A 15,231-nucleotide genomic window follows, 5' to 3' on the forward strand; every position below is an offset into this window, starting at 1 on the left:
TCCTGCCTCTGGTAAACCGATCACTGGTCACCTCGACTTTCGTCTTCTGCAGCCCCACCTGACCGCACCCATGTATCGACATCCACTGTTTTGAACTTCCATAGCCTGCCGATTCGATGAGCGGGCATGCTTCTCTTGTTTATCCAAGCGTAAACAGTGTCCTTGCTCACGCCGAGGTACTCGGCGATCTCCTCTACCGACAACCAGCGCTCAGACATAACATCGATATCCATTGAAGAAGTCGAATTACGGGTAATTTGGAGATAATCGCACAAATCACCACTCTTAATAAATCACAATTAATAGGATTAAAGCTGATTTGGAGGGAATTAAGCGAATTGCACAGGAACAGCAGAGCCCTGAGCCGAGCCCTGTCCCCATCGTGAGCCCAGTCAAAACACATAGAACGAGTGACCGATCCTTGAGTCATGCCGCATGTATAGATGAGCCGTGCCTTCCAAAAGAATCCAGCGACGGAGTATCCCTTGGTTCTGCATAACAACAACAGTCACTCACACTAAACTGTTTTCAAACAGAAATTATTGCTGCAATTGCACGATAGGTTGGCACCCTAAACGGTAAATTTGCTGTCTTAATCCAATCATCAACGCAACTGAAGGCAAGACCCAGTTGGCTTTTCGCTGTTTCGTTTACAACGCTTAACTCGGCCGTGTCAGCGTCTACCAGCTCTATACCGTTAAGTCGTTCGAGAACCTTCCAATCTCGAATAACCTCACACTTTCCGGATTTAAAGCATTCAGCACCTATGATCGATCGTCTTATATGCCCCGACTGATCAGTGATACTGTCCATTACCTGAAAAACGATTAAAGAGTGTTCAATGCTCTTACTGCCCGCCAAGCTCACTGGGTATTCAGCGGCCATCTTCAATGCTTTGTCGAATACTTTATGACCTACACCAAGAACCTTTTCAGCGTTGCCAGTCGGTACATTGCGATCAAAAACCATCTCATCGTACTTCCGCCGTATTCCTGGCTCATCAAGCCATTCTTCAGGCGTCTTGAAGGTTAGACCGTTATTTACCCGCGCCACCCGGCGCCGACAGGCTATCAACATAGCTTCAAAGAACGGCTGCAGGTGGGGCAAGTCGACATTGGGGACCTCTTTCAAACCGCTCAAATCGAACTTGTCTGCATTACCCACCATGGATTTCACCGCATCGATGACTGACTCTCCTCCAAGCGTTTCTGTTTTTTCGTCAAACCATTGATCTAAACGCACGCCGTTTTGTAGCGCAGCATCACTAAAGACTTCGGTCAGGATGTTCGTTGACGACATCCCTAGCACGAGTTGGAGGAGATCCTCTGGGTCATCCATGGCAACAGATAAGGCTGATGTAATGCGCTCCAGTTTGGCGTTTAAAAGATCCCATATTCGCGACTCCACCGTCTCTGGATTACGCAAAGTAATAACCTCAACCGGATGTTTCTGTCCGTATCGGTTCAGACGCCCAACCCGTTGATGAAGCCTCATCGGATTCCAGGGTAGATCGACATGAATTAGGGAGTGGCATCGGTGCTGCAGGTCGATGCCTTCACCACCAGCCTCAGTAGAGATCAGAAAACGCACTTTGCCACTGTTGAACAAGTCCGCCGCGTCTTCTCTCCGTATCCGCCGAGTAACTAATGAACCGTCCGGCAACAGCAAGTCTTGAAGGCCCTCGTCTCCGTTGATGAAAGTAACGGAGTATTCTCCATATTGGTTCATCAACGCAGTCATGAGCAGCGATTGGGTTGCCTTGTACTCAGTGAAGAAAAGAACCTGTCGCTCCTTGTAAGGGCCCTCAAGCACATCAAGAATTTTTTCGATTTTTGTTTCAGACTCAACTTGAGAAGCCGCTTGAACCAATGACTCAAGATTGGGGATCTCCTCCTCCATGAGGGTCAACGTTGCTTCCACCAGCATCAGGTCCAAATCACCTTCCTGATCAGCCAATAGAGATGAACTGTCTTCCGCAGCAGAAAGAGCTCTTTTGTCTATTGCCGATAATCTAATCGCCTCCTGCAGTTCTGTTCTTGTCTTAATCAGTCGTCCTAAACGTCCCTGCAATGCCTTTCGAATAGCGGCAACTGAGCTAGACGCCAACTTCTGCATCGCGATGAGTACCAACATCACCTGCCTCCCTTCCTTGGCAGAAAGAGATGAAGCGTAAGCTTTACCGCCAGCGATGAATTCGGTCAAAAGCTTATAAAAATATTCCTCCTCGGGTTTATAACGGTATGTTTCAGAGCGCACCGAGACTGGCTTAAATAGCTTTTCCCCTTTCATGTTCGTAACAAGGCTTTTGTTGTTTCTGATCATCACCTCTTTCAGAGCTGCAATCTGCTTATGATCAGGCTGTTTTGGGTCAAAGAGGTCGGGTCTCAGCAGTTTCATAAGTGACCAAAACCCATAGGCCTTTCCACGGTGTGGGGTTCCCGAGAAGAACACACAAGATTCGACTTTCTTTTTCTCCAGCAGGTCTTCGACGAACTTGTAACCGAGAGTAGAGCCTGAGGACTCATCTGCGTTTAGGTGGTGAGCTTCATCGACGATTAGCAGATCCCAAGGTTCGGCATCCAGCATTCGATCGTGGCGACCATTTCGATCGGATCGTAGGGTGGGTAGCGAAGCAACAACCTGATGATGAGTGTTCCAAAAATCTCCTTTATTACTGTCTAACTCTGTCGAATATCGAGATAGCCGGATGTCAAACATCTCACGAAGTCGATACTGCCATTGCTCGACCAGCGATGCTGGGCATAAAACCAACAATCGACGAACCAGCCCTTTAGACAATAGGGGCCAGAGAATAAGCCCTGCTTCTATGGTTTTACCTAAGCCAACATCGTCAGCTACCAAATACCGAACTGGCCACCTATGGGAGACTCGGTGGCATACCCATAACTGGTGAGGCAAAAGAGCAATTCGAGACCGCGAAAAAACTCCCCAAGAATCATTAACAGATTGGATAGCCGCCGCTTGACACTTACTTACTACCTCCCGAATCGAGTGCCAGTCGTTTGAGCTAAGTGCTGATTCAAGTCCGACTAGTTTTTTAAGCACCTGTGCATCGCACTCCTCAAGCCCATGCTCAAAGCGCACAATAGCTGTCGTTCCCTTAGGAAACTCGATTACCCCGGGACCAAACCGTTGATGAATGACTTCATCACCGGGGCTGAGAGGTGCCTGGTTCCTAGTCATTTATTAATCCTCCACTGACTTCAGTTCGCGCCCCAACAATTCTTGTTGTAGTTGCCAGTCCTCTGCAACGTGCCGTAGCGGGATGTCAAAGTCCCCGCAAAAACACGATTTTTCCTCACCAAGATACCCTACTAAAAAGGACGATATTGTGGGTGAAGTCTTTAGCTGAGACTCAAACTCAGGTTCACTCCAGCCTAGCTCAGTTAACAGTTGTCTAACCTTTAGCGTTGGCACATAGGCGTGTTTCCTTAAGTACTGACTATCAATAAGGCCAAATCTAATCAGCTCTCGAACGACGAAATTCGCGCCAATCCCAAGGCTTCTTGCTAAAGCAGGTGCAGAAATTCCGCCCCCCTGCTGAGCGGAATCAGCCTTCGAGTTCAGCGTATTCGCCAAGTCAAAGTCAGCTGAATACCGTTCGAGTCCCACAAACAGTTCAGCATAGTCTTCAAGATAGCGAGAAAGTTTGTAGATGATAGGGAAGCGAAGCATCCATTGCTCGTACTCCTGTTGATCAACTTGCTTATCTAGGTACTGGTCTAGGACCTTCATCCAGTCATCAAACCGTTGTGAGTGGTTGGGATCAGTGAACACATCCCACCATCCCTGTCGATAGCAGGTCTCAACAAATTGCCGGTGTTGAACAGACTTCGTCCTACCCATCGTATGGAAGCCACCCAGTAACAAAAGTGTTAGCCAAGATGAACGATCAATGCGGCCAAATTCATCTTCGTGCAAAATTAAAGTTCGTCCGTCGGGATAGGTATCACGGCCGTACTTTTCAAGCTTTTCTTCTCTAGCCTTCAACCACCACTTATGGATGTTTTGCAGGGCTTTCAATGGGTCGATAGGAACAGTCTCCGGGCGGGCGTCGGTTGTAAAATGTAGCCACGCTCCCCTACTTTGATCTGGGGTTTTCAATACCTGGTATACGAGCTTTGAACGCTGCGTCTCACTCCAGCCATGTAAGTACGCCGATTCCTCATCTACTGCAGCTAACCAAGTCCCTCCTATACCAGACTTGAGTAGAGAGTCAGTTACTTCACGCGCCAACTCCCCTTCCACTAGGTAGTGGAGTGCGGCAATACGCTTATTGGTATCCTCTGCTAACAGCACCCACTCTCTAAGCTTTTCTGAAGGCGCGTCCATCTTGTCACGACACCAATAGAAAAACTCAACCCCACTTCCCTGGTATTCACCTCCTAATCGATAACGGCTGGGAGCAAAGCCCCAGCGAAGAGACTCTTCGTCACTACCACCGCACGAAAGGAGCACTTTTGCTCTTTCTTCAGTTCCGCATTCAGAGATGAATTTCAATGAGTTTGCGTGAGAGGCCGCGGACTTAAGATCAGCGATGTAGTCAGATGGGGTCTCTTCATTGCTCTGCTCCCATCGTTTAAAGACATTTTGATTGAAGGTGCCTCCCAGCAGTGCAGCGTCGTTAGCCACGATCGCTTTCTGATGGTCCAGTTTTGCAAACAGTGATGAAAGGCTCTCTGATTGCCACTGTGTTTTGCTAGAAGTAAATGCCGGGACAAGAATCTTAAGCCATGTAGATACCTCAGAGGTCACAGCAGCCCGTGCATTTATTAGATCCTGAAAGCATCTAGCCTCTGACACTGCTTTTAATATTTCTGGGTCATGCAATGCGCTTCTAAGTACAGTCTTGATCTCCGCGCTAGAAAGCAGTTGACTTAGGTGACCTCTAAGACCGTTGGGTATAAGCGCATGCTTACACGACAACTCTTTCAATCCTTCGCAGAGCAACGCTTCAGCGATAATCCTAGTACCTGACTCACGCGGTAAACCAGGCAAACGCCCCATAAGAGTCTGCCAGAGTGATGACCAAAAACTGTAAGGAGACGCAGAAGGCCCTAACTGCATTAGTTCTACTAGCGCATCCCAATGAATCTCTACTGCGGTTTTCAGCTCTCCAAGCGCTCGTGCTAACTGCCTACCTAGCTCTTGGGCCAGATGGGGGTTTTCGTTTAAAGAGGCTGATAACCGGGATCGACCGGCATCCACTTCAAACATCGCATTGACCGCGAAGCCTAACCTCTCCTGCTCCCGAATAGGTGCGGTAACCCAAATACTGGGGATGTCTTTGGGCAATAGCATAAAGCCTTCTGGTCCAACTCCAATCAACATAGCACCTGACGGGAGCGTTATTTTCATAATCAGAAGATCGGTTTTCTCATGGCGCATTCCTCCGATGCGTATAGTGTCACTTCCAGGAACCTTCTCCTCAGACCAACTTACAGAGAGCGGCGGACAAGCCTTGCGAACGATATCGATCCTTCGCAGATGTCTGGAAAACGCGACCATCACCCCCGCAACACCTGAAAAAGAGTCGAGTATCTCGTTTTCAGTAACTCCAACGAGTGGAAGCGCTATTGCAGTCCCGGGCCAGTGGCTATCTGGCAGTAATGACTTCATGCGCTGCCGCAAAGGTTTTACGTCTGTGCTTGATGCAGGAACTGGGAGTAGCCCCCCTACTATTTCGGTTTGCAATCGACCACTGACAAGCACAGGACGATTAGTCGCCAACCACACACTCTTGAACCCCAAACCAAACTTACCAGTTACATCATCAGTTTTGTCTGATGCAGACAGAATCAAGATATTCTCAAGGTCTCTATCGTAGCCGCGTTCTCGTCCAGGGAATCCGTTGTTCCCAAACTGATTAATAGCCCGTCCCCAATGCATAAACACCACACGGTGCCTATCAGCCTCAATACTGAATCTACAGATCGAAGCAGGTAACGGTTCGACATCAAGCCCGCCAGGCTCAGAAGGGTATGCATCAATTAGTGCGAGGTGTTGGACGGCATCATCAGCGTTTTGAAATAACTCAAACGGTATGCTGCCCGCCTGATATTGGAAGTCCTGTATTTTGCGACGAACTGATTCAAGGATCGCCTCTTGTACACTGTTGTCAGTTTCTATTGTCCTTTGCAGTTCTTTGAGAGCGCCCTCTTTCTGTTTGCGATAACGATCCTCCTTTGAAGTCCCCTTATGTTCTTGCTCTTTCCGTTCTTCGTCACGAAATCGATTTAATCCCGAGATCAAACTAGGGTGTTTGTGTGCCCCGAGCTGTTTTAGATAGAAAGGGATGTTGCGCAGAATTAACGAACGCGCAAGCTCAATATCTACTTGATCAGCAGTATCCAACTCGCCCCAAAGCCCATCAAGCCCCGCCCCTTTTTGTCCATAAACCTCTGTCAACAGGTAGGTCATTGATGACTTAAGTAGATCGGAAAGCACTTTATCTGAGCATTGGTCTACATCGAGTTTTCGAAGTACCAAATCGACACGATAACCTCGGTTGCCGCCAAATGAGTAGTAACTTGGCTTCCCTATAAAGATTGAATCCAACTCCTTTTCCACTTCTACAGAAGCAGGCGTTCCAATGATCGAGCAGACTGTGAGCCTCTCCGTATCATGGATACGGACAGTCATACTGAAGTAGTCTAATGCGCGCTCAAGAGTGAAACCGTTAAGCCAAGTGAGGGCACCGCCTTGATCTACTCCCTGCGCTATCCGCCATGGCAGCTTCTCTATCAACCACTCTCGAGAATGCTGCCCCAGTAGATCCTGACAAAATGATTTAACTGAATCTTCACCTCCACATAACAACACCAAAGCGCCGGTAAGTGCTGGCGCCACCCTCCCAGACCAATCCTGAAAATAATCTCTCAATATCCCTGCAGCAGCCGACGGCTCAGCAGCAACATCTGTTAAACGAGAGGATTCAGTCGCGACGATAGAGTCGTTTCTATTCTCAAATAGGTGTCTAAGAATGTCAGCTTGTCGCTTATGTAAAACGTAAGGCTTAGCTATACCAACGACATCACTAACCAGTTTTCCGCTTTCGGCCCAGTCCTCGTTTTTACTCAAAAGCTTTAGTCGGGGTAATTCACCTGCAGCCCCGTTGGAATCGGCAAATTGTTTAAGGTAGCGATTAAATGTGGAAACGGCCTCTTCGTCTGTAGCCCCTCTATCCGCAATCCAAATCAGTAATTTGGTGATTGCCTCCAATTGCATCGGATGACGCATACTCGAAACCATTGGTAACAAGTCGATTTCCGGGCCCATGAGCCCATCCAGACTAGCCAGTACACGCCAACCCAGGTGCGGAGCGGAGGAAAGAGATCTGGCGACCGCAGCCACGTCAGCGCTGCTATTAAAGTTACTGTTACCTATCTGGTAATTTTCTAGGTCCTCGACGGCAAGTGCTAGCCGATCAACTCCAGCTTGACCTATTGAAAAGTAGCCTTTACCAAATTCAGCAAAGAACGGGTGCTGTCGCAGTTCAATTTCAAGATGTTCAACGGTTACAAAAGCCCCAGGTGACTGAGCTAGTATCCGGCCCAAACCGACATCCCCATCGAAATCGATTACATCTTCTGGGCTAAACAGCGTTCCAGTTTCCGACGTTAACCACCTTGTGCTTCTCAGCCGTTTTGCGACATTTAGGCTGAGCTCTTCCCCCTCTTGGGTAAGAGACTGGAGTCGATCTAGTATCTCTCGCCAAATACCAGGGCTTGATGGCTGCTCCAAAGCCAGCTCAATGAATGCTCCATGATCCAATATGGGCAACAACTTGTTTTGCCGTAAGCGGTTTTCCGCACGGTTGCTCGGCACTATCAGCGTTACGCCGCTTAAGAGAAGCTCATCAAGCGCGTAATCATCAGGCACTTGAAATACATGACTCGACTGAGCCGAAACAGGCAGGTCGTCTACAGTCCAATGAAATGGCAAGATGCGCCATAGTTCATCATCCTGGACTTCACTCAATATTTCTTCGCACTCTTCTTGATCGAATCCGTTGGGATCAATCGATTGCACACCTCTCCTGATTAATTCCTCAATCACCGAGTCCGATCGAATTCCCTTGACACTGATAGTACGTAAAACCCCTCGTGATATATGGTCAGCTATCTCTTCTTGTACTAAATTCCATGGATCCTCATCCACCAATTGGGCCCATAACTTGAGCCATACCGGATGCTGATCGTCGCCCAGAATCCAGAGTGGATCTGATGCATCAAAGTGAGTATCCCGTGCGTGGAGCAAATATCTCAGTCCTCTAACCGCTATCTGATCCGCTGGTTTTCCTAACTGACCAGCCAGCCTCATTCTTTCAGCAGAGTCGGCAAGCACCCTTGCCTTTAGCCCTAACGCGTGTAAAGCACGATGCCCATCACAGGGAGGCTGTGAGCGCTCTATACCGAGAGCAAGTTTTGAGGTGTCTGCGCTTATGATAAGAATTCGATCATGGGGAAGAACACGCTGTAACAGAGGAGCCAACGCTAGTCGATCATTAAGTTTGGTTCCTTGTGCATAGCCAAACAAAAGACCCTCTATACGTGCAGCATCTATCTCTTTAGGAGAAGCCGCTCGTACCCTATCTGCCTGGCAATCGTAGGAGCGCAAAACGTAAAGCTCTGAACAACGGCGCAATAACGATGACCTCGAATCCGGGGCTACACTCTTAATTAAAAGTTCTGCGATTTTAAGGGCGCCTTCGTAAAGTGCTTTTCCTGCTTTACTCTGAGGTGAAAGGGGTTGCTGTAATGCCTTCAATAGTGGGACAGCTTCGTCAACGGATACACCGGTATCCTGTTTCCATTCTCTGGGCCAAAAGCGAGTGGGAATGACCAAGATGTTGGAGCTGGCGCTGAGGAGCTCTTGGAGCAAAGTTACAGGGAGCTGATTGTCGACTGGTAAGCAACGACTCTGTTCTAAATAACTAACAACTTGTCGAACACGTGATTCATTTTGACCAAGCAAGGCCTCACCAACACTACTCAAACCTTCTCGAACAAGGCGTTCCAGCGACTGTTTTACGGTTCCTATATTCAAAAATGGCCTAACTGTATCTCGTAAAAAAGTCAGGAAATAATCAAGTAGGGTTGTTTCTACAAATAGCGATTTTGCTTCTACAGAGCCGAGCAACTGATTGAGACTTTGCTCATCCCAATCAGTGTTTCGCTTTACGCTAAGTATATTCGGAGCACCATCGACCACTAGCAAAACTTGTTGGGCTAATTGGCTAAGCGATGGGAAGAGTCTCCAAGGTCGGCCAGAATCGGATTCTGGCGTCGAGGGCAACCGAAGTACTTTTTTATCATTGGGTTTAAGTACCCAACGAGCACCATCAACAGTGATTTCTCGAATCCAACTGTGGGATTGAGTGATCTCGTGACGGAACTGCTTAAATAGATCCGTTTCGGTTAGTGCCTGAGTGAGATTTGATTTAACCTTATCTGCTAGTTTGAGATCGGAGCAAAAGCTATTAAGTGCTGGCAGCACCAACGGTAATACCACTGACTGCAGCAGTTCATGATTCCAAGCTCTGCGAAGTGCTTCTTCGCTTTCAAATGAGTCTCGCTGATGCTCGTGCATCTCCTTCATTCCATGCACACCCTGCCGACCTGCATCCACAAAGAAATAGCCATGGAGAGTTAATCTGAAGTCGAAGTTGCCATCACATCGAATAGTCTGGGATGCGCTATTTTCGTCTAGTGGCAAGAATACGGACCAGTTGGTGATCAGCCGGCCCGAGCCCGGCGCTCGAGAGAAGAACACCGCCCCATGCGGTTGCGCTTTATCCTTGGCTTCTCTCGAGTGGCCCAACTCATCCCGTATATAACTGCTTGGCCAAAGATCATGAGCATGCAGTGCGTTAAGCCTTGGGTTCCAGTCTAAATATTCGAGCCCGGTAAATTCTAACTTTGACCGCCCATCACCTTTTTCCACCTGAGTCCGACCACTCAATATCTGAGGTGCCTCTCGCCTCCCACTTCGTTCTTCGGGTTCAGCTCCGATCAAAGAAGTCCGCCGTCCCCCCGCCGTTAACTGCACATCAAAGACTGGAGCAAGCTTTTCCTGGGCGTCATTTAACGTCCAAAAAGAGACTCTCTGGAGGTGCCTTAACATAGGCATTAGAGCTGCGATTCGAATGCCCAGTTCGGCCTCGTACATGAAAGAGAGCAGATCTGTATCATCACCAGGGAATTCGGAAACAATCGCTCCGGTTTGCTCACCAAAGGGTTGTTTTAAGTGGGCCTTTTGCCGCAATGGCAACCAGAGAATAAAACATTGATCAGCTTCTGAGGAAAGCGAGGATGTTACTGCTTCCAAATGGTTTCGAATTAGCGCTGCGTCCTCAACACCAAAACTGTTCCAGTCAACATGGAGAGTCTGATCGGGATCCGGCCCACTCCAGGGGTTAAGGATTTCCGAATATTCCCGCTCTCCATCATGAGCAAGGAAAAAAAACGCCTCACAAAAGTGGAAAACGCTTTTCATTCCCAGGCCGAACTTTCCAATACTTCCCTGGTCTGCGGCCTTTGAGTTCTGTCCGAAAGAACGAATACCACGCGCATCAGATGATTTAAATGCACCGTTGTTAATGAGGAAGATCCCTGGCCCCTTCAGCAAGGGATGAATTGCGCCGACCAAGCCTGGTGACAAGCCATAGTGAAGCTCCGTTGCAGGAGCATCGTCGCTATTCTGAATTAACTCCTTCAGTACCGGGAAACCAGTTTGATACCGATCACGCAAGTTGTCAGCGATCAGATTGATGAATTGAATCGGGTCTTGCGTGAATCCGAACATCTATAACTTCTCCCTGTATGCTAGATGCTAGCAAACTTGTCTTTCTTTATCTCAGGTGCCAACTGTAAGAAATACCGCAGCCTATCCGTTCACATAGTCATTCCAACCGGTCTCCAAAAGATCATCAGCAACCTCACCGATACTAGGTGAAGCGTTACCAGGTTTTGCAAGCCAAGAAAGGAACGCTGCAACCTCATCATCTTTAATTGTGTTGACGTCCCGCCATCGGTTAACTACTTGGCGAGGTAAAACAAAAATTCCGTTATGCCAGCTCATGCTGTTACCAATATGAGTCCACATGAGATTGGCAGCATAAGCACAGATCAGCCCTTCTTTGCCATCACCGCTTCGGCACACCATCGCTCGATAGCTGGCTAACAATGCACTACTGCCTCTTTTGAGGGGGTATTTTTGATTGGGAGCAGCATGTGAGAAGATCTCATTTTCATCAAGTTGCGGTAATGATGCCCCTGCACTCGGTAATAGAGGTTTATTATCCTGCAGACTGTCTTCCGATTGACTGACATTTTGATGACTCGCGTAAGCGGCTTTTGCTGCTCGAAGAACTGCGGAATCTACTTCTGCTGCATCTAGCCAAATCTCCCAAGCCCAATTCCTTACCGAACAATAGGCGTCTGATCCCTCGGGAATAAAAGTACCAGCTTCCAGGTTGCCTTCTTCGTCGTTTATACAAAGACCATTAGTGGAGAAGTTAGCAGATGAAACAATTGTACCTGACTGAGAAACGACTACCTTCGCATGCAGTCGTGGATGGTGACGCAACTCGATATTACACTCACGGCTTACCATCAGTGATTCGATCACAGCAGGATTAGTCCCCCCATCAGTCAGATTGCAGACCACCTTGTAACTCTTTCCTTCTCTAAGTAAAGCCTCTGCACCACGCCCCCAATAAGCAACGACTAAAAGCACAGGCGCGTCCTGTGGCTGCCGTTCAATTAACATATTGAGCTCGTCAGTTATCGCTTGCCGACCATTAAGAAACTTTACATCTGCCATCACCCTTTCTCCTTGGAGTCATCCCTTTAGTTATATAGCCCGAGCAATCGTGAGAACCATTACAAGTAACGAACCTCATGTAGCTAGAAGCGCTCTATCTAAATAATAGAAGTTGATACAGTACTGCCAGCCCGCTCGTTCCTAACTTCAATTCTTAGCGGCGGCTGCTTTTTCAGTTCTGGCACATGGGAGATGATACCGATGGTCCTGCCTGTTGCCTGAAGTTCAACCAACATATTGGTCGCCAGCTGAAGTGACTCCTGGTCAAGGCTGCCGAAGCTTATCATTGATAACGAGGGTACCGAGCTGGATACCGCCGGAGCGTTGTTGAACCACTTCCGGCAGTTCCAGTGCCAACGACAGCGAGGCCGTAAAGGAGTCGCCACCCGACAGGATCGCTACTGGGCGGGTTTTTCCGCTGTAGGCATCGTCAATCGCCAGATCCAGAGCTGTGGTCACGTTCCGCTTCTGGTCTGCTTCGTTCTGAGGCATCAGTTTGTCTTGTCCTTTGTTATCGCATACTGGCGTTGGCTTGCAACGCTGAGTACGTAGTCCAGCAGGCCGCCAGGACGAATCTCTACAGACAGACACGCAGAGCCCCTTAATCCTACCTTTTTTGAAATTTGAGCCACGGTATAACTCCCAAAAAAGTTATGTTTCCTCGCCTGGGAAATTAGGTGAAAACCTGAGAATGCACAGCGGTATCTCATGACTCACCAAATGTTCCTGTGTGAGTGCCAGCAGATGCTCCCTGATATGCTCGATAATCGGTTTCAAGGTTTCCGGTGCTTGCCGGTCCAGGTACCGTAGATTTCCGCCTTGCTGCCAAAACGCAGATGGCTTGTTGAAGTCTCTGACCCAGGGAGAGTCATCGGTGAAAGACTTCCAGTGTGCAGGGATCAGTAGCGCATCGACCGGCGCCGTCAATCCCATCTGCAGTCCTGCAGGGTCAAAATCAAAAAAACCGATCTTATTAGACGCCCCGCCCTCACTAAGCACCTTCAATACATCGGCCGCATTTTCACCATGGCCCCGGTAGATCAGTAAGGCAGACTGCAAACTATCGGGAAGATGAAGTCTGTGCCAGTCCCGCATGACCGCGCCATTTTCCACCAGGATAATCGTCTCACGCGTGACCTTAAGATGATCTGGATCCACGCTCAACAATGAGCCTGGTGGCACCGTAGCTGATCCGGTCGTCAGATCTATCGCTCCTCCATTGGCTCGTGCGACTTGAATCATGCTGCCAAAAACCGATCCCGAGGCAAGCTTCTCATCCCGCCCCTGCAGAGCCACATCCATCCGGCTGTCGCCCAGGTTGTCATTCGATAATGGATCAATACCCGCGTTGTTTTTTACCCAGTCCCTGAGCAGATCCCGATCTGTCGTAGAGAGAATCAGCGACGCACCCACTATTTCACCAACGCCGAGGGTGTTGTGCATATTGATCCACGTTTTAGTGAGTTTGACCTTTCGGTCCGCCCGTTGAAGTGCCTTTTGAATAACGGAGATCTCACGCCGCATGAGTCTTTGCCTTTGTCCGTTTGAGGGTAATATCTGACACCCAGCGATTACCTCTGAGCACAGTGTCATGGACCTCGTTAAAACCGAGTTCAATCAGCCGGCGTTGCTTCTCCGGCAGGGAGTTCACGGTGTTCACCAAGGTCAGTAGCCACAGTTCAGGGTCACAGTCCACCGGGAACGTCCGGTGCACCTTCATGGCAGATACCGGCTGCTCACTTTCAAGCGCCAGCTCGATAAACAGGTCTGCTGCATACTGAACCGGATCGGGCTCAACCGTTTCGGTTTGCTGGACCACACTGTCCTGGACAGCCACCGGAACATACTCTTCATCCTCCAATGGCTCCATCGCGGGCAGATTTTGGACAATGTCCTCAAGATCTTCTTCATGCTCCGGATTGCGAGGATCTATGCGAGAATGCGCCAGCAACGGTTCTGCACGATTTAACGCCGGCGGTAACTGCTCAAGACTGTCGATGGAAGGTTCATAACCATGATCAGCCTGGTAGAGATTGGCAACCGCATCGATCAGCCGGGATTGGCGATGCTGGCGCGTGAGCGTGTGCAGCATCTCTGTCAGCCGGGCGATCGCGTGAACCAGTTCTTTACCGCAAAGCTCGAGTGCCTTGGGTAAGGCGCGAAGGAGCAGGCGCCGTAGTTGACGGTCTCCACCGGCCATCTGTTGCAGCGCATCATGATCAAACGTCTCCAGCACGTCGTTAAGCTGGCTGGCGCGTTGAATGACACGACGGTTTTCACGCGCCCGAAGTTCGAGGTCGTGGATATAGGTAAATCCACTGCTGATGTGATGGCTGAATTGAGCCACGCCCTCTCGCAGGTTTTCAATCAACTGGTGCCCGAGGTCGTAGATGGTCCCAAGGTAGGTCTCCGCATCATTGTGAGCATTCCGGTGCCTCGCTTCCCGGTAACCCTCAATCGCCTCCCGGATCTCGCCCCAAAGATACGAAATCGACTGGTCGGCCGTCGTCATCTTGTAGTTGCGGGTAACCGCGGCCAGTGTTGGCGTCAGAGCATTGCTTATCTGGACCGGTTCGTCTTCTTCAAGGCGCCAACCGAGGTGGTGCTTCAGCAAAGCCCGGATAAGGGACTTGTTTTCCTCCGTATCCAGAATCGCACCCCGATGGTTAATGTAAGCGTCCAGCAGCTCCTCTCGGTGCTGGCCTATCGCTCGCAGGCCATCAGAGGCATCATCGAGTCGAGCCATTACAGAAGATCTCCCTGTGTGCTTAACTCCTCATCCTGATCAAGGTCGAGGTTTTCCATCGCTCGGATCGTTTCCAGTACGTCGTAGAGGTAGCTCCAGCGGCCAGTGGCTTTGAAGCGCGACCCGGTAGAGTCGAGTTTGGTCAGGTATCCCTGCTCCACCAACTTATCGAGTATCAGGCGCATCCGGCCTTTGCCATCCTGTGCCGTCGACTTGAATACCTTGCTCTTGGTCAGTTCCGTCAGTTCATCGCTGAGAATGGGCGAGCGCTCTATATACTCCAGCATCTCGCTGCCGGTCAGTAAGTCGCCGGCTTCCAACGGCCGACCGGCCGGGTGGCATTCACGGGCAATCCGCAACCATTTAACCAGCGGCTCGATGTCGCGAACGAAGTCCCTGAACTGCCCTTTCACGGACTTTTTCGCCCCGGGCTCACTGATGTCCAGGTAAGCACAGAAAAAGGCCTTCCCGTCGTCTGTGGCGCGTACAGAACGCTCAATGCGGACCAGGTAGTCACGTACCGCTTCAAGGTTGGACTCGGACTGCAGAAACCGGTATGGGCCAGGGGAAGATGTCTCGCAGATCACCGCGCCCTCAAGCAGCGCTCGAGTAGTCTGTGCAAATACAGCGGTATCCAT

Annotated in this window: 8 protein-coding genes; all 8 read right to left on the reverse strand. The window is 49.6% G+C overall.

Annotated features, from left to right (window positions below; all coding sequences use genetic code 11):
• Positions 1-20: 20 nt before the first annotated feature.
• The 8 genes from C4S72_RS04090 to C4S72_RS04125 all read right to left on the reverse strand — a co-directional run bounded on the left by C4S72_RS04090 (position 21) and on the right by C4S72_RS04125 (position 15,231).
• Positions 21-233, reverse strand: a complete 213-nt coding sequence (locus C4S72_RS04090; RefSeq protein WP_456085538.1) for a helix-turn-helix domain-containing protein — start codon at positions 231-233, stop codon at positions 21-23.
• Between the two features lie 295 nt (positions 234-528).
• Positions 529-3,204: a DEAD/DEAH box helicase gene (locus tag C4S72_RS04095; RefSeq protein WP_104001771.1), complete on the reverse strand. Its 2,676-nt coding sequence runs from the start codon at positions 3,202-3,204 to the stop codon at positions 529-531.
• Positions 3,205-3,207: 3 nt separating this feature from the next.
• Positions 3,208-10,827: a sacsin N-terminal ATP-binding-like domain-containing protein gene (locus C4S72_RS04100; protein ID WP_104001772.1), complete on the reverse strand. Its 7,620-nt coding sequence runs from the start codon at positions 10,825-10,827 to the stop codon at positions 3,208-3,210.
• Between the two features lie 81 nt (positions 10,828-10,908).
• Positions 10,909-11,847: a phospholipase D family protein gene (locus C4S72_RS04105; protein ID WP_104001773.1), complete on the reverse strand. Its 939-nt coding sequence runs from the start codon at positions 11,845-11,847 to the stop codon at positions 10,909-10,911.
• Between the two features lie 264 nt (positions 11,848-12,111).
• On the reverse strand, positions 12,112-12,339 hold the full coding sequence (locus C4S72_RS04110) for a hypothetical protein (protein WP_104001774.1): 228 nt from the start codon (positions 12,337-12,339) through the stop codon (positions 12,112-12,114).
• Between the two features lie 159 nt (positions 12,340-12,498).
• The gene (locus tag C4S72_RS04115) at positions 12,499-13,371 is read right to left on the reverse strand and encodes a DUF7281 domain-containing protein (protein WP_104001775.1); all 873 of its coding nucleotides are present in this window, start codon (positions 13,369-13,371) and stop codon (positions 12,499-12,501) included.
• Complete coding sequence (locus C4S72_RS04120) at positions 13,361-14,593, reverse strand: hypothetical protein (RefSeq protein WP_104001776.1); 1,233 nt, start codon at positions 14,591-14,593, stop codon at positions 13,361-13,363. Before C4S72_RS04120 ends, C4S72_RS04115 begins: the two co-directional genes overlap by 11 nt.
• The gene (locus C4S72_RS04125) at positions 14,593-15,231 is read right to left on the reverse strand and encodes a hypothetical protein (RefSeq protein ID WP_104001777.1); all 639 of its coding nucleotides are present in this window, start codon (positions 15,229-15,231) and stop codon (positions 14,593-14,595) included. Before C4S72_RS04125 ends, C4S72_RS04120 begins: the two co-directional genes overlap by 1 nt.

The organism is Marinobacterium lutimaris, assembly GCF_900108065.1.
GTDB lineage: Bacteria > Pseudomonadota > Gammaproteobacteria > Pseudomonadales > Balneatricaceae > Marinobacterium_D > Marinobacterium_D lutimaris.

Bases quoted from the DNA above. Each gene is read 5' to 3' on its own strand.
- C4S72_RS04090 (WP_456085538.1), bottom strand. From the start codon at position 233: ATGGATATCGATGTTATGTCTGAGCGCTGGTTGTCGGTAGAGGAGATC.
- C4S72_RS04095 (WP_104001771.1), bottom strand. From the start codon at position 3,204: ATGACTAGGAACCAGGCACCTCTCAGCCCCGGTGATGAAGTCATTCAT.
- C4S72_RS04100 (WP_104001772.1), bottom strand. From the start codon at position 10,827: ATGTTCGGATTCACGCAAGACCCGATTCAATTCATCAATCTGATCGCT.
- C4S72_RS04105 (WP_104001773.1), bottom strand. From the start codon at position 11,847: ATGGCAGATGTAAAGTTTCTTAATGGTCGGCAAGCGATAACTGACGAG.
- C4S72_RS04110 (WP_104001774.1), bottom strand. From the start codon at position 12,339: ATGCCTCAGAACGAAGCAGACCAGAAGCGGAACGTGACCACAGCTCTG.
- C4S72_RS04115 (WP_104001775.1), bottom strand. From the start codon at position 13,371: ATGCGGCGTGAGATCTCCGTTATTCAAAAGGCACTTCAACGGGCGGAC.
- C4S72_RS04120 (WP_104001776.1), bottom strand. From the start codon at position 14,593: ATGGCTCGACTCGATGATGCCTCTGATGGCCTGCGAGCGATAGGCCAG.
- C4S72_RS04125 (WP_104001777.1), bottom strand. From the start codon at position 15,231: ATGGATACCGCTGTATTTGCACAGACTACTCGAGCGCTGCTTGAGGGC.